The organism is Fictibacillus sp. 5RED26 (assembly GCF_015903895.1).
Lineage (GTDB): Bacteria > Bacillota > Bacilli > Bacillales > Fictibacillaceae > Fictibacillus > Fictibacillus phosphorivorans.
Genome location: NZ_JACZDU010000003.1, coordinates 217,658 through 233,583 on the forward strand (window position 1 = coordinate 217,658; position 15,926 = coordinate 233,583).

20 protein-coding genes are annotated in these 15,926 nt (G+C 40.0%); all 20 read right to left on the bottom strand.

Translation table 11 applies throughout. The features are described 5' to 3' along the window. Positions 1-2: 2 nt before the first annotated feature. Positions 3-593, bottom strand: coding sequence for a UbiX family flavin prenyltransferase (locus IHV10_RS13865; RefSeq protein ID WP_197130668.1), 591 nt, complete (start codon positions 591-593; stop codon positions 3-5). Next, positions 590-1,423, bottom strand: a complete 834-nt coding sequence (locus tag IHV10_RS13870) for a UbiA-like polyprenyltransferase (protein WP_231618319.1) — start codon at positions 1,421-1,423, stop codon at positions 590-592. The genes IHV10_RS13865 and IHV10_RS13870 overlap by 4 nt, the downstream gene beginning before the upstream one ends. A 46-nt stretch (positions 1,424-1,469) precedes the next feature. Then, the gene (locus tag IHV10_RS13875) at positions 1,470-2,174 is read right to left on the bottom strand and encodes a demethylmenaquinone methyltransferase (RefSeq protein WP_197130674.1); all 705 of its coding nucleotides are present in this window, start codon (positions 2,172-2,174) and stop codon (positions 1,470-1,472) included. Between the two features lie 4 nt (positions 2,175-2,178). Continuing rightward, positions 2,179-2,892, bottom strand: a complete 714-nt coding sequence (locus tag IHV10_RS13880; protein ID WP_197130677.1) for a heptaprenyl diphosphate synthase component 1 — start codon at positions 2,890-2,892, stop codon at positions 2,179-2,181. 150 nt (positions 2,893-3,042) lie between these two features. Then, positions 3,043-3,261 (bottom strand): trp RNA-binding attenuation protein MtrB, encoded by a 219-nt coding sequence (gene mtrB, locus IHV10_RS13885; protein WP_066241872.1) that lies wholly within the window; start codon positions 3,259-3,261, stop codon positions 3,043-3,045. Positions 3,262-3,273: 12 nt separating this feature from the next. Next, positions 3,274-3,840, bottom strand: coding sequence for a GTP cyclohydrolase I FolE (gene folE / locus IHV10_RS13890; protein ID WP_197130680.1), 567 nt, complete (start codon positions 3,838-3,840; stop codon positions 3,274-3,276). 318 nt (positions 3,841-4,158) lie between these two features. Beyond that, positions 4,159-4,431: an HU family DNA-binding protein gene (locus IHV10_RS13895; RefSeq protein ID WP_197130683.1), complete on the bottom strand. Its 273-nt coding sequence runs from the start codon at positions 4,429-4,431 to the stop codon at positions 4,159-4,161. A gap of 378 nt (positions 4,432-4,809) precedes the next feature. Beyond that, entirely contained in the window at positions 4,810-6,288 is a 1,479-nt protein-coding gene (gene spoIVA, locus IHV10_RS13900; RefSeq protein WP_137789039.1) for a stage IV sporulation protein A, read from the bottom strand. A 261-nt stretch (positions 6,289-6,549) separates the two neighbouring features. Beyond that, on the bottom strand, positions 6,550-7,260 hold the full coding sequence (locus IHV10_RS13905; protein WP_197130686.1) for a hypothetical protein: 711 nt from the start codon (positions 7,258-7,260) through the stop codon (positions 6,550-6,552). A 14-nt stretch (positions 7,261-7,274) separates the two neighbouring features. Further along, on the bottom strand, positions 7,275-7,475 hold the full coding sequence (locus IHV10_RS13910; protein WP_197130689.1) for a DUF2768 domain-containing protein: 201 nt from the start codon (positions 7,473-7,475) through the stop codon (positions 7,275-7,277). A gap of 412 nt (positions 7,476-7,887) precedes the next feature. Next, positions 7,888-8,148, bottom strand: coding sequence for a stage VI sporulation protein F (locus IHV10_RS13915; protein ID WP_066395705.1), 261 nt, complete (start codon positions 8,146-8,148; stop codon positions 7,888-7,890). A gap of 120 nt (positions 8,149-8,268) precedes the next feature. Beyond that, a complete protein-coding gene (locus tag IHV10_RS13920) occupies positions 8,269-9,294 on the bottom strand; it encodes an NAD(P)H-dependent glycerol-3-phosphate dehydrogenase (protein ID WP_197130692.1) in 1,026 nt (341 codons plus the stop codon). Between the two features lie 18 nt (positions 9,295-9,312). Next, a complete protein-coding gene (plsY, locus tag IHV10_RS13925; RefSeq protein ID WP_197131183.1) occupies positions 9,313-9,891 on the bottom strand; it encodes a glycerol-3-phosphate 1-O-acyltransferase PlsY in 579 nt (192 codons plus the stop codon). Between the two features lie 9 nt (positions 9,892-9,900). Further along, a complete protein-coding gene (gene der, locus IHV10_RS13930; RefSeq protein ID WP_066395717.1) occupies positions 9,901-11,214 on the bottom strand; it encodes a ribosome biogenesis GTPase Der in 1,314 nt (437 codons plus the stop codon). Between the two features lie 132 nt (positions 11,215-11,346). Continuing rightward, the gene (locus IHV10_RS13935; protein ID WP_197130695.1) at positions 11,347-11,949 is read right to left on the bottom strand and encodes a YphA family membrane protein; all 603 of its coding nucleotides are present in this window, start codon (positions 11,947-11,949) and stop codon (positions 11,347-11,349) included. Positions 11,950-12,050: 101 nt separating this feature from the next. Further along, complete coding sequence (gene rpsA / locus IHV10_RS13940; RefSeq protein WP_197130697.1) at positions 12,051-13,190, bottom strand: 30S ribosomal protein S1; 1,140 nt, start codon at positions 13,188-13,190, stop codon at positions 12,051-12,053. 301 nt (positions 13,191-13,491) lie between these two features. Beyond that, positions 13,492-14,073, bottom strand: coding sequence for a lysophospholipid acyltransferase family protein (locus IHV10_RS13945; RefSeq protein ID WP_197130700.1), 582 nt, complete (start codon positions 14,071-14,073; stop codon positions 13,492-13,494). Position 14,074: 1 nt separating this feature from the next. Beyond that, the gene (gene cmk / locus IHV10_RS13950) at positions 14,075-14,749 is read right to left on the bottom strand and encodes a (d)CMP kinase (RefSeq protein WP_197130703.1); all 675 of its coding nucleotides are present in this window, start codon (positions 14,747-14,749) and stop codon (positions 14,075-14,077) included. A gap of 132 nt (positions 14,750-14,881) precedes the next feature. Continuing rightward, positions 14,882-15,058, bottom strand: a complete 177-nt coding sequence (locus IHV10_RS13955; protein ID WP_171005421.1) for a DUF5359 family protein — start codon at positions 15,056-15,058, stop codon at positions 14,882-14,884. A gap of 58 nt (positions 15,059-15,116) precedes the next feature. Then, positions 15,117-15,779, bottom strand: coding sequence for a flagellar brake protein (locus IHV10_RS13960; protein ID WP_197130706.1), 663 nt, complete (start codon positions 15,777-15,779; stop codon positions 15,117-15,119). Between the last annotated feature and the right edge of the window lie 147 nt (positions 15,780-15,926).

The following is a 15,926-nucleotide window of genomic DNA, read 5'->3' on the forward strand; positions in this document are numbered from 1 at the left end:
TATCAGTCTCCCCAGCGTGTAAACAATTCGTGATGTACGCCTAAGTTATCTAGTACTTTACCTACTAAGAAGTTCACAAGGTCATCCATAGACTTCGGCAGGTGATAAAAACCAGGCATCGCAGGAACAATCTTTCCTCCTGCTTCTGTTACTTTCAGCATGTTTTCAAGATGAATCTTATGAAGTGGTGTCTCTCTAGGCACTAATATCAGTTTTCTGCTCTCTTTTAGCATAACATCTGCCGTACGTTCTAAGAGGTTTCCTGATGCACCATGAGCGATTCCTGAAAGAGTTCCCATCGAACATGGAATGATGACCATTCCGTCGTTCTGATACGAACCGCTTGCGATCGGCGCGTTAAAGTCACGAAGGGTGTGATAATGAAAACGTTCTTTACCGTATGAAGCAAAGTTTTCTTCTATACAGCGTTCACGGTCCTCTGTATCCCATAATAATTCTTCTCTAAACACCTGCCAACCTGCTTCAGTTACAACAAGATGTAGTTTGTGTCCGCTTTTTAATATCTCTTGAGCGAGTCTTACGCCGTAAACAGCTCCACTCGCTCCTGTAATTCCAATTGTAAAAGTTTTCATATCAACAAATCTCCTACTGAAAAGATAAACATGACCACACTCAATACACCGTTCATCGTAAAGAAAGCCACATCCAGTTTGGACAGATCATGAGGCTTAACGAGTGAGTGCTCATAGACCATGATCGCACCTGAGATGAACACACCTAAGTAGTAGATCCAGCCCATTCCTGATACAACGCCAAGTGAAACAAAAGCTATGAAACTAGCAACGTGCAGCCATCTAGCAGTCATCAGACCATTAGCGATACCAAACGCAGATGGAATGGAATACAGACCGTGTGACTTATCATATTCAGCATCTTGTGTGGCATAGATCACATCAAAACCTGCTGTCCAAAACAATACCCCTACAAATAGTAAAAAGGCTTCCGGACTAAGTGTTCCGGTTGCACCGACCCAACCTCCGAGTGGTGCGATCGCGATCGTAACCCCTAAGACGATATGACACAAATACGTAAAACGCTTTGTGTAGGAGTAGATAACAAGAAAAAAGACAGCAAGCGGCAAAAGCTTAACGGATAGCGCGTTTAATTGGTACGCACTAACGAACAACAAAGCTAGTGAGACGAGAATAAAAAGGTATACTTCGCCTCTTTTTAAAAGCTTTGCTGGTATCGCTCTTGTTTTCGTTCTAGGATTCGCTCCATCAATCTCTGAATCTATCGCACGGTTCAGTGCCATAGCAGAACTACGTGCACCAACCATAGCAAGAGTGATCCAAATCCATTCCATCAGTGACGGAACTGATCCCTCTTCAACGAGGTTTCCCATTATTGCTCCAAGAAATGCAAAGGGTAGAGCAAAGATGGTATGTTCAAATTTTATCATTTCTAATATAATTTTAATTTTATTCCACACACTGCAACGCTCTCTTCTATTGCTGTTTTTTCCCTGTATGCATGGCAGCAGCGCCTAAAGCATACGATTTGACCTCAACATTCGACAAACCCGCTTGTTTAAAAAGTTCTTTCAGTTCTTCTTTTGTTAAAAATGCTTCTGTAGATTCTTGAAGCCATGCGTATTCCTGATAGCTTTTAGCGAACAACTTGCCAAATACAGGCATGATATACGTAAAGTAAAACTTAAAAAGCTGTTTGAACACAGGAACCGTCGGATGCGAAGTCTCGAGACAGACTACTCTCCCGTCTGGTTTTACAACGCGTGCCATCTCTTTAAGCGTCTGAAGATAATCGGGAACGTTTCTTAGGCCAAACCCGATTGTAACAAAATCAAAGCTGTTATCTTCAAACGGAAGCTCCATCGCATTGCCATGGATGAAACTAACTCCAGGAGATCGGCGCTTCTTCAGCTTTTCAATCCCGACATTAAGCATGTTCTGACTAAAATCTAGCCCCACTACTTTCCCCGTAGTCCCAACTTCTTCGGCAAGTGCGAATGTCCATTCACCTGTTCCGCAACAAACGTCTAAACAATGGTTTCCAGGCTGTACTTTCATTCTTTTCATCGTATCTTTACGCCATTTACTATGCTGTTTAAAAGAGATCAAATCGTTCATGTAATCATACTGATCAGAAATCTTTTCAAATACAGAGTGAACCCGTTCTTCTTTGCTCAACATCGGATTAACCCTCTCCTAACATTAAGTCATTTTTACTAGCATCTTCCATGCTGTAACCTTCTCTATGAAACAACAGAGGCATTTCAACTGCTTTATTCTTAATTTCCGTCTCGCATGTTTTAAGGAAGTTCAATTGTTCTTCACTTAGTCTTCTTCTCGTGTCCATATTCTGATAGCGTGACACCAGAAGGTATCTTTCAATAAAAGGTATATATGTATGAAGGCCGAACGATTCTGCTGCTTTTGTAAAAAGAAGACTGTCGATCTTTTGTACAGCTTTTAAATATTCCACACTCGTAATTGAAAACTTGTCCCTACTCTGAATATGCAGATCTGCCTTCTGTTCGTTAATTTCTTGAACAGCACTCGACAGTTTTTGAATCAGATCTAAATTTTCACAGTGAGATAAAAGCAAGTAATATAGACTGCTAAAATAGTCGCCAGATAAAACGACTAGCTGACGTTTCTTTTTATTCTCGGTGATGTTCTCTTCTAAAATGTCATCATGACGGTCCAAAGCAGCTTGCATGAGAGTAATCGAACTAAAATACTCTGCTTCTACAGCTTCATCCAATTCAAGTTCACGCAACAGACAGTACGTGATGAATACTTTGGATTCATTAAAGACTGGAGGTTGAAGAAATCTATCCACATAACCGTGCTGCATCAATAAAAGTGTATGCTGTTTTAAACGTTGAATTTGTTCCATGGTGTTCATCAAATCCCTCCAATGACACAGCAAAATTGTGCTTTCTTATTATAACATAGTCGCCAAAATTATTAGGATTCAACCTCTTTAAAAGACATAAAGAAAACTAGGCTTATCTCTAGCCCAGCTTTTTGGCACGTATACCGCCGAAAGTAATCCTTACGATTCTGTATCTACTTCTCCGTGTTTTGTGTAGATCACTGCTTTTCCTCTAACTTTCACAGCTGAAGTATGCTCGGTAAACTGAGCGATCATCACTTCACCTTTATCAAGCTTTTCAGAATGGTGAAATCTTGTTTCTGTACCACGAGTTAAGCCGATCACGTTTACGCCGTTCTCTTTCGCTTTGATCACGAAAAAATCAAATTCTGATTTCATGAAGTTACCTCCTTAGTTTCTGATTAAACTTAGTACTTCTGCACGAGCAGCAGGATCTTTTTCAAAAACACCGCGTACCGCTGAAGTAACCGTCATAGAGCCCGGTTTTTTAACACCACGCATCGTCATGCACATATGCTCTGCTTCAATAACCACGATCACACCATGAGGTTCTAAAGTCTCGAGCAAGCTGTTCGCAATCGTCGACGTAATTCTTTCTTGTAGTTGAGGTCGTTTTGTAACAGCTTCAACAGCTCTAGCCAGCTTGCTTAAGCCTGTTACTTTTCCTCCTTTAGGTATGTAACCGATATGCGCTTTCCCGAAGAAAGGAACAAGGTGATGCTCACACATGGAGTAGAAAGGAATGTCTTTTACAAGCACTAACTCTTCATGATCTTCGCCAAAAATAGTAGCAAAGTGCTCTTTTGGATCTTGATTTAATCCTTGGAATACTTCTTCATACATTTTCGCAACACGTTTTGGTGTATCTATTAAACCCTCTCTCTCAGGGTCTTCACCTATAGCTTCTAATATCATTTTTACAGCTAACTCAATTTTTTCTTTTTGAACTTCTGCCACGCCGGTTGTCCTCCAATTCCATTAACACAATAGAAAAATTTTAGCATAACGAAGAAAGAATAGCAAAAGGAGAAAACCCTTACGCCATGTGAGGAGCGGATCTGATCGAATAGCAAGGTTTGAATTGGATGAAGAATGATTCATTGAGTGAATTGCTGATAAAATGGAATTGTTGCCGATATATTCAAATTCTTGCCGATAAAAATAAAATCTTGCCGATATAATCTCATTCTTGCCGATATATCTTTCCCTTCTTACATTCCATATAAAAAAGACCGTGAAAGATTCACGGTCTTTTTAAGTTGCCCTATGTATCAATTATTTAACAGCGTCCTTAAGGGCTTTCCCTGGTTTGAAAGCAGGAACTTTGCTAGCAGAGATCTCGATCTCTTGACCAGTTTGTGGGTTGCGGCCTTTACGAGCTGCACGCTCACGAACTTCAAAGTTACCAAATCCGATAAGTTGAACCTTATCACCGCCTTGTAGAGTACCAGTGATTGCTTCGAAAACAGCGTCAACTGCTTTAGATGCATCTTTCTTAGAAAGCTCAGCTTGCTCAGATACTGCATTGATTAGATCAGTCTTGTTCATTCCATTCACCTCCTCTCAAGGATATATTCACCAACATTCAACTTTTAAATCATGATTCATTTATTTATGTAAAATACAAGATTTTACTAATTATATCTGTAACAAGCCTTATATTATACGATTACATACAGAAATTCAATCTTTTTTAGGCGTTTTTCGCTATTCAACCCTTAAAATTCCTTATTTTTTGACCTTTTTTTACAAAAAATCGGCACTACCGAGGTAATAAAGTCACTCCCTTAACACAGGTCATTTGTGCTAGTAACATAACAATCAAATACCTCGAGTTAGGCTTATCCACTTCAATACCCCCATCTAGATGAGCAGGAAGAAGTTATGATCACAAAAAAAAGACTCCTGGTTATAGGAGTCCCTAAGTTATAAAATAATGGCAATCAAACCGCCTGAACCTTCATTTATAATACGTTCCAATGTCTCTTTTAATTTATATCTTGCATTCTCTGGCATGAGTGAGATCTTGCCTTGAATCCCTTCTCTTACGATAGAGTTTAGCGATCTTCCAAAGATATCAGAATTCCAGATTGATAGCGGATCTTCTTCAAAGTCTTGCATCAAGTATCTCAGCATCTCTTCACTTTGTTTTTCCGTACCAATAATCGGAGCGAACTCTGATTCTACATCTACTTTAATCATATGAATAGATGGTGCGATCGCTTTTAGTCTTACACCAAATCTAGATCCTTGACGGATGATCTCTGGCTCATCGAGGCTCATATCAGTAATCGCTGGCGCCGCTATTCCATACCCTGTTTGCTTAACCATTCGAAGAGCATCTGCCACTTGATCGTATTCAGTCTTAGCGTATGCAAATTCTTGCATCAGCTGAAGCAGGTGGTCTTTTCCTCGAATCTCGACTCCAACCACTTCTTTTAAGATCTGATCGTATAGGTAATCAGGTGCGAACAAGTCGATCTCAGCGATCCCTTGCCCCATTTCGATTCCCGCAAGTCTCGCGTCATCGATAAAATCATAATCCGCGAAGAACCCAACAACTTTATCTACATCACGCAGACGTTTGATGTCTTGAACCGTTTCTCTTACTGCTTCTTCATAGCTTTCACGTAGCCAATGGTTCTCACGTAGGACCATTACCCAGCTAGGAAGGTTAACATTGACCTCAAGCACCGGAAACTCGTATAACGCTTCTCTTAACACATTGTTAATATCATGCTCCGTCATCGCTTCAACACTCATCGCGAGTACAGGAATATCATATTTTTCACAAAGCTCGTTGCGAAGTCTTTGCGTATCTGGATGGTGTGGCTGCGTGGAGTTGATCAGCATGATAAACGGCTTTCCAACTTCTTTCAGCTCTTCAACCACTCGTTCTTCTGATTCCACATAATCATATCTTGGAATCTCACCGATCGTACCATCTGTCGTAACAACTACTCCGAGAGTGGAGTGCTCTTGAATGACTTTTCGAGTACCGATTTCTGCCGCTTCATGAAACGGAATCGGCTCATCGTACCAAGGTGTATGAATCATTCTTGGGCCGTTTTCATCTTCGTACCCTTTTGCACTTGGCACCGCATAACCTACTGAATCAACAAGACGTATGTTAACATCAAGCCCATCACCTACATTGATCTTCACCGCATTGTTTGGAACAAATTTGGGCTCAGTGGTCATAATGGTGCGTCCAGCTGCACTCTGCGGTAGTTCATCTTGAGCACGTTGGCGTTCTGCTTCATTATCAATGTTCGGCAGCACCACAAGCTCCATAAATTTCTTAATAAATGTGGACTTCCCTGTTCTTACTGCTCCTACTACACCCAAGTAGATATCTCCGCCTGTCCGTTCGGCGATATCTTTGAAAATATCGATTTTCTCCATTCGTTTCCCTCCCGATCCAAATAAAGTTCCGGATGCTAGTCTTGGACAATACATCGTATGATTTTGTCCTATTGATTATGACAAAGGAACGGAAATTTTTATTGGATCCTCGCTTTTCTCGGTTGTATAGTTCCATTAAAACGGGAGGGCGCACTTGAGTGCCTACCGATGAAACTATAAAGCTTGTTTCGTTAAAAGGATTTCCAAAAAAAATCTCTCCGCCTTTTCTATGAATGTATTAGAAAAAGGGAGAGTTCATGCCTATTTTATTAAAAAAATAGGTTTATTATTTTCAACTGTATAGGGAACGGAATAGACAGGCACAAAAAACGAATGAACCGCTAATAGATGGCGAATGTCTTCGTGTTTATCTAATTCGTTCTGGTAGCTTGATATCGCTGAATTTAAATCTTTTCTATAATCTATAAAAATCTTTGCATCACCATTGACCATCAATGGCAGTTTCTTGCCCGTAAAGGGACTCGTGACATACGGATCTTCTTTAAAACCTAACTTCTTATAATCAAGAGTATGCCTGCCTTGTGCTTCTATCTTTTTGAATGGCGGATAGTCATGTTCAGCCATATAGATATTTAAAGCGACTTGAATATCTTGAACCTTATCTGTTAAAACAAGGTCTGCAAGCTTGACCGTCGGCTTAGTCTCTACATCGATCAACACGTACTGAAAGGTCCCACCCTTTTCAAAAGCATTACCTGGAGGTTCTTGCATATATTTTGGAACTAGTTTATTAAAGTCGATCAAGTATTTTTGATAGATATCTGTATCTGCCTCTTTTGTCTTGATCGGCAGAACACCTGTATCTTTTTGAAAACTCTCAACAGCTTGCTGAACCGCTGTAATCTGATCTTGATAAGGTACTCGATTTTGTGTTTTTCTTTCTTCCGGATATAAGCATCCTGAAAGTGTAAATAACATTAAACATAAAGGAATCCACCATTTTTTAGACATCTAGACTTCCTCCTCTACCCTTGTACAGGTCCGCTGAACACAACGATGATGATTAGAATACCTGCAACGATCATGCAGATCCAAGCGAATAACGAAACGACCGTCTGAAATATCCCTTTTAATTTCGCTCGACTAAACATGATAGAGAAAACTGCTACAAACATTAAACCGATGGCTGATAGCGCCACCCACATTTTTAACAAACCTTCACTCATATGTATCCTCCTTGTCCACAGCGTACATTATAGCATAATTCTTGGTATTTCCTTTACTTTTTCGGAAGTTGGAATTTTGTAAGAGTCTAGACTCTGTTATTAACAATAGAAAACTTGATTCACAAGATTACGCCTGATTTAGATAGCTATCCTAGTAGTTGTCGTTAGTCTTGAAAGTAGTGGATATCTGACAAGTTGATGGGAGTGTGGCGTGCTGCCTCCTGCGGGACTGGTGGGTAGATGAGCTGCGAGCAACCTGGAATGGTGATCAACTACCTTCCTTACAACAAAACAAAATAATACAAAAAAACACCCGGGCATGACCGGGTGTTCGACTAAATACTTCCTGTACTGAAGGAACACTCCCATGATTTAGGTGCTTTATCCACTTTATACATTTTTTAAATTCGATCTACTTACCTTCAAACATTTTAGATAATGTTGCCAAGTCAAGAGGGATGTTATTGTTAAGAACAGCTTGAACGATCTGATCTTCTTTTTGTTTTGAGACTGCTACACCAGCCATAGAAGATACTTGGGAAATCAGCATACGAATCGTGCGCTCGTCACGAAGATTTGACCCGCTTACGGATTGAGCAAGTTTAAAAATATCATCCTTTTTCACACTTGTTTTCTTCTCGATCTTATCAAAAAAGTGTTGTTCACGTTCCACCTGAAGTCCTCCTCCCACTTCCTTTTCACCCTTATCGTATGCAAGGAGATGGGAAGCGTGAAAGAAAAAAAGGCGATTGCCTAATTTTTTTTAGACAATCGCCTATTTGACGGAGTGTTTTTAGCTCTTTAAAGAAGATACATCTTCCACTTCATGTGTGCGAGAACGCTGCATCAGATCGTCAACAGCTTGCTTTGCACCCTTACCGTTAAACAATACATCGTACAGCACTTGTGTGATCGGCATCTCCACTTCTTCCCGCTTACTCAATTCGTATGCGGCTTGAGTGGTTCTAACGCCTTCAACGACCATGCCCATATTTTCAAGAACGTCTTCAAGCTTCATACCTTTTCCAAGCATGTTGCCAGCGCGCCAGTTACGGCTATGAACACTCGTACAAGTTACGATCAAATCTCCAATGCCAGTAAGACCAGAGAATGTAAGAGGATTTGCACCCATATGTGTACCCAGTCGAGCGATCTCAGCTAGACCCCTCGTGATTAAAGCCGCCTTCGCGTTATCTCCATAGCCTAATCCATCAGAAAGTCCAGCACCTAGAGCGATGATGTTCTTTAATGCACCACCAAGCTCAACACCAACCACATCAGGGTTTGTGTAGACACGGAAATTTTGATTAATGAACAGATCTTGTACTTTTTCAGCAGATTCCATGTTTACAGAAGATACCGTAACAGTCGTCGGCTGCCTTAAAGAAACCTCTTCGGCATGACTTGGACCTGAAAGTACGACTACAGAATCCAAAACAGTCTCAGGAAGCTCTTCTTCAATGATTTCAGAAATACGTTTATATGTACCAGGTTCGATGCCTTTAGAAGCATGAACGATTGTTACCGGTGAGATCAGTTCGTTCTTTAATTGACCGAGTACTTCTCTCATCGCTTTTGTTGGCGTAACGAGTACGATCGTATCTGCATCTTTCACACATTCGTTCAACTGAGTTGTTGCTTGTATGTTTTCAGGGAGTTCAACTCCAGGCAAATATTTTTCATTCATATGTTTGTTGTTGATCTCACTGACTTGATCCTCTCTACGTCCCCAAAGAGAAACGTTATGACCGTTGTCAGCCAAAACGATGGCAAGAGCAGTACCCCAGCTTCCAGCACCTAAAACAGCAACATTACCCATACATGTCACACTCCACTATTAAATTTTACTTTCATTCCCGCTCCAAATCCTTGCTATATTTCCACGATGCTTCCAGATTGAAACAATTGAAAGGACAAAGCTCGCCAATACTGCTTCAAGAGACAGATTAAATTGGTACAACATAAAGAAAGGAGTAAGAATTAAAAAAACAATAGAACCTAATGAAACAAATCTGGATATCCAAATGGTTATGATAGCGAAAACACCAGCTATGAGTGAAGGCAAGAAAGCAATTGCAGCAAAAACACCGATCGCTGTAGCCACACCTTTCCCGCCTTTAAATCCATAAAAGACGGGATAGTTGTGACCGATTACGGCTACTAATCCACATAAAACTGCGATTAAGGAAGAATTAGTAAACCACAAAGCAACTAATACAACCAAGATACCTTTTAGACAGTCTAAAAGCAGTACTGCGATCGCGGGTTTTTTGCCCAACACTCTTAACGTATTCGTAGCACCTGCGTTACCGCTACCATGATTTCTTATGTCTTCATTTCTCAATACTTTAGTCAGCAAATAACTGAAACTGATACTTCCGATCAAGTAAGAAACAACGAAGAGTACAAACGTCATCAAGAAAAATTAATCGTTTTTCTTTCTAGCAAAGATTTTGATCGGCGTTCCAACAAAACCAAATGTTTCACGAATACGGTTCTCGAGAAAACGTTTATAGGAGAAGTGGAAAAGTTCTGGATCATTAACAAAGATAACAAACGTTGGTGGTTTTGACGCCACTTGTGTCGCATAGTTGATCTTCAGTCTTTTTCCGTTATCCATCGGTGCAGGGTTCATCGCAACAGCATCCATGATCACTTCATTTAAGATGTTCGTTTGGACGCGAAGCGAGTGATTCTCAGCCACCTGATTGATGACAGGATACAGCTGATGAAGACGCTGCTTCGTTAATGCAGATACGAAAACGATCGGTGCGTATGATAGATATAAGAAATGATCACGAATCTTCTGTTCGAACTTTTGCATCGTCTTATCGTCTTTTTCAACAGCATCCCACTTGTTTACGACGATCACTACCGCTTTACCGGCTTCGTGTGCAAAACCAGCTACCTTTTTATCTTGTTCAATGATTCCTTCTTCAGCGTCGATGACCATAAGGACAACGTCGGAACGTTCGATCGCTTTCATCGCACGCATTACACTATATTTTTCAGTCGTCTCATATACTTTTCCGCGCTTTCTCATACCAGCCGTATCGATGATCACATACTTCTGATCTTCACGCTCAAAACTAGAATCGATCGCATCTCTTGTTGTTCCTGCAATGTTACTAACAATAACTCGTTCTTTACCTAAGATCGCATTCACAAGAGAAGATTTCCCTACGTTCGGTCGTCCGATTAAAGAGAAGTAAATCGTATCATCTTCTTTTTCCTCAGCTACTGTTTCAGGGAAATGGCTTACTACTTGATCTAAAAGATCGCCAAGACCGATACCATGTGTACCTGACACACCGATTGGTTCACCCATTCCTAAGCTATAGAACTCATACAACAATTCTTTACGTTCGGGGTTATCGATCTTATTCACACCTAATACGACAGGCTTTTTGGAACGAAACAGCATCTTAGCTACTTCTTCATCAGCAGCTGTAATTCCATTCATTCCATCTACGAGAAATAGAATAACATCCGCTTCTTCAATAGCGAGTTCTGCTTGCTCTTTCATCTGACTCATAAATGGTGCATCACTAATCTCAATACCGCCTGTGTCAATCAAGTTGAATTCTGTGTTCAACCACTCAGCAGAGCTATAAATACGGTCACGCGTTACACCTGGCATATCTTCTACGATCGAAATACGATCTCCGGCAATTCTGTTAAAAATAGTAGATTTCCCTACGTTCGGTCTTCCTACTATGGCTAAAACTGGTTTCGTCATCTAGACACTTCCCTTTTTTCCTGATCAAGTCAATCATCAAATTTTCTTTTTATATGCTCGTTCATTTTCTTGTAATTAGACAAGTCCACTTATTTTAGCAAATTACTTGTGGTTTAGACAACTGATTCTCTTCTAAATCTGCTTAGCTGAAGTAACCCTTTTAAAAGCTGTTCGTCTTATTTTTTTGAACATATCTACCAATACTACCATAAATAAGAGCATCATAGAAGTTGAGGCAAACAAATCCATCACATATAGAGATCCGATTTCAACTTTGCCAACGAGTCTAAGAATGATGAACTGATAAGCAGCATCACCAATAAAAAGACCGATGGCGATCAGACTGAAGTGATCTTTCTTCGATCTTGCTAACGTAATCACTAGAAGTGTCAGGAATATAAGAATCATTAATTCTTTGTTTACAAAGAGTTTAGCTGGATCGTATAAAGCAAAAAGTTCGATCGAAACAAAGGCTGTAGCCACTATAAAACTGCTAGTAACGAAAAAAAAGATCTGATGACTATTTTTGATCACATGAACAAATGCCATCACTAAGAAGAACACAAATGCAGCATTCATGCTTCCAATTGAAAGATGAATGTTGACACCAGACAAAATAATTCCTAACAACGTCATAAAAACACATTGATTCCTTAATTGTCCCTTCTTAATAAGAAAGGTTGAAACTATCCAGCCCATCCACATGAACCAATAAAAAAGTATGCCATCGTTCATCTCATTCACCTCGATAGCATTATTGCCAGAATATGTACCCTTCTAATCGCAAGAAAAAAAGCTCTCGATGAGAATCATCGAGAGCTGTAACTTCATTTGTCTTATTTGTAACCTTTTAGCTGATCACCGATCATATCCGCTAATGAAAAACCTTTTTCTTCTTTAGGAAGGTTTTCTTTCAGGTTCGCTTTTTCCTTTTCATCTTGAACAGCTTTCATGCTAAGGCTCATTCGCTTATCTTGACTGTTCACTTCAAGAACTTTTACAGAAACTTGCTGACCTTCTTTAACAACCTCACTCGGATTTCCGATATGACGGTTCGCTAGTTCTGAAATGTGAACCAGCCCTTCAATGCCAGGTGCTACTTCTACAAACGCACCAAACGTAACGATGCGTTTTACAGTACCTTCAATAACACTTCCTGCTTGAATGGAAGAACTTGCTTCTTCCCACGGTCCAGGCTGAGTTTCTTTGATGGACAATGAAATTCTGTCATTATCACGATCAACAGATAGAACTTTTACTTTCACCGTCTCACCTTCGCTAAGAACTTCTGAAGGATTATCAACACGGCTGTGTGAAAGCTGTGAAACATGGACTAACCCATCAACACCACCGATATCTACGAATGCACCGAAGTCTGTTAAACGCTGCACTTTACCTTCAATGATTTCTCCAGGTGCTAAACGGTCTAAGATTTCTTGTTTCTTCGCTACCGCTGTTTCTTCCGTTACGGCACGGTGAGATAAGATAACTCGGCCTTTCTCAGCATCAAGTTCTACGATTTTCACAGAAAGCGATTTTCCTTTATAATCCGAAAAGTCCTCTACAAAGTGAGACTCGACCATAGAAGCTGGGATGAACGCTCGAACGCCAAGATCTACTACTAGTCCACCTTTTACTACATCATGAACGACGACTTCAAACGTTTCCTTAGAGTTAAACTTTTCTTCAAGTTCGCTCCAAGATTTCTCAGTGTCCACTGCTTTCTTTGACACAAGAAGTTTGTCTTCCGTGTGAGAAAGTACTTTGACAGTGATTCTATCTCCTTCATTCAACACGTCACTTACCTTTTCAATGAAAAGACTTGAAACTTCATTAATCGGTAAAAACGCGTCTTGCTTAGCGCTGATATCCACTAACGCGTGCTTGTCTTCCACTTTTAGTACAGTACCTTTAATGATTTCACCTTTTTCAGCCATGGTAGCATTTGTTAAACTTGTGCTCATTTCGTCTGTCATGTTCGTGCCCTCCTCAAAAATTAGAAAAGTAATTTATTGAACTTTCGGTATGAAAGAACATTAACATCGATCATGGAGTTGTTTTTGCAAAGATGCAAACCTTTGAATGTGATTAATTTGCGCTACAGGATGCTCGCTTTCCGCGGGGTGTGCGGTGAGCCTCTTAGCGCTATGCGCTGTTAAGAGTCTCACCTGTCCCACTGATCCCGCAGGAGTCTCGCACCTTACGCTCCAATCAATTTATCAATGATGCCTTTAAAAAAACAACTCAAAAGTAAATTCTTAAAGATAATTGATTAAGTTATTCATGCTCTTTTTTTAACTGAGCTATATTTTTCATTATAAGCTCTGTCGCTTCTTTTGCGGAAGCTTTTTGCTCCCGAAAATGTGTAAAGTCGATCGGTTTGCCGAATACGACTTTTAGTTTTTTGCCTTTTTGATATTCTCCAACGATTGCACAAGGAACGATGTGTGCCTGTGATTTAAGAGCAAAGAAACCTGCCCCTGCAAGACCTTCTCCGATTTCTCCCGTCTTTGAGCGGGTTCCTTCTGGAAACAACCCTACCACTTTTCCTTCTTTTAAAAGATTCATTCCTGTTTTTAATGCCGTTTTGTCACTCATCCCGCGTTTTACAGGAAAAGCGTTGATTTTTGGAAGGATATGTTTTAAAACCGGTACAGAAAAGAGCTCTGCTTTAGCCATAAAATGCACGTCTCGTGGTGAAGCTACCCCTACAAGCGGCGGATCGTAGTTGTGGATATGGTTGGTACATAAAAGCACGCCACCTGTTTTCGGCATGTTTTCTGCTCCAACGATCTCTGGCTTATATGTTCCTTTGAAATATGTCCCACATAGCCATTTTCCGAAAGAATAAAGCATCATTTTACAAAGCCCTTTCTTTTGCATAATGAAGAATGCTTGAAACTACCTCTTCGATCGTCATACTTGTTGTGTCCAGTTCGATAGCATCTTCTGCTTTTCTTAATGGAGCAACTTCTCTCTCGCTGTCACGTTTATCTCTTAGTGCAATTTCACTTTTTAAGAGTTCAAAATCAGCTTCAAACCCTTTTGACATATTTTCTTCATAACGTCTCTTAGCTCTTTCTTCTACAGAAGCGATCAAGAAGATCTTCAGCTCAGCATTCGGCATAACGTGAGTGCCAATATCACGGCCATCCATGACAACTCCGCCAGATTCAGCTAAGAGCTGTTGTCTTTTTACCATTTCAGTACGCACTTCTTGCTGTCTAGCAACAAACGATACATTATTGGTCACTTCACTTGTTCTGATCTCTTCAGAAACATCTTTTCCATCAAGAAGAACAGCTTGTCCTTGCTCTGTGATCACTAATTTAATATCTGTATCGTTCAATACGATTTCTAGTTCTCGTCCATCATTAAGGTCTGCTCCTTTTAAAAGAGCTTTATACGTTAATGCCCTATACATGGCACCCGTGTCAATGTAAATGAAAGAAAGACGTTCAGCTACTTGCTTGGCTACCGTACTTTTTCCTGCTCCAGCCGGTCCATCAATGGCGATCGATAATAATTTTTTCATGTTTCCTCCTACCCCATACCTATGACAATGCATACATAGCAATAAAAAGCAGGTGAGTTTCCCCTGCTTTTTTCTGTGTATAAATCTGAATATATCAGACTTAATCTATATGTATATTACCATACTTGGTGTTTAACGGTCTATGGTTTCCAAAGTCGGTTGTTGGTCGTTCTTGATGACTCCTTCGTAATAGATACTCTTGTTTGTATACAACTTAAAGGATGGGATCTCAAGTAAAAACTGCGCGGCCACCAGTAAAATAAAATGAACAACGGCAAGTTGGATCAATATCCGTTCAAATCGTTTCATGAATTCGCCACCTTCTTTTCGGGAGTATTTTTCCCCAAAAGAAAAGATCTATGCACTTCTATAGACTAACGCTCTCTTTTTTCTTCATAAGAAGCTGCTGTTCAAAACAGAATCGAATAATATGCTGTCGGTCTCTTTGCGTAATTTCCCCGAATTGAAGGGAAGCTTTCTGTCGTCCGCCCGCTCCATCAAATACTCTTAAAACTGTGCAGTCTAGATCTAGATACAGTTTTTCTCCAGATTGCATAGGAAAAACCACAAGACAGTTCAACTGGTCTTCACTCTTAACCGAATGAACAACCGGAAGAGAAAGAAGCATCCCTCCTGCACTCAGATCGAGAATCACAGAGTTAAAAGGTGGATAAGCATCATTTTGGTTGACAACCGACGTGTCTATCATCGTTTCTACCCTTACAAATTCTCTTCGTTGAATCTTATGTACCTCTTCTTCTTTCGGAGAAGTGATCATCAATACTGGAATATTTTCGATCTTTCTACCTAATAGCTCTGTTCGAAACGTATAGACGTTCCTCTCTTTATCCACAAAAGATGCTTTAAACTGTGTTCCATCAAAGAAATATTCGGTACGGTTTGTTTTTTCGTTACTCGGATAATCAATATATAGATGATCCTCTTTGACATCGAACACTTTGCAGCGATATTTATCTTTTTTGTCGGAAAACAACGGCTCTAAATATAACGGTTCACCCACTGTAATCATCAAACTTCCCCCATACATTGCTTTCTAATCTTTCTACCTTATTATGACAGTTTCAAAATAAAAGAAAAAGCAAAATTTCAAGTTGCGAAATTTTGCTTTTTAAACATTCGATCAATCTGTAATAGTTGTAAGTAGTTGATTTCCACT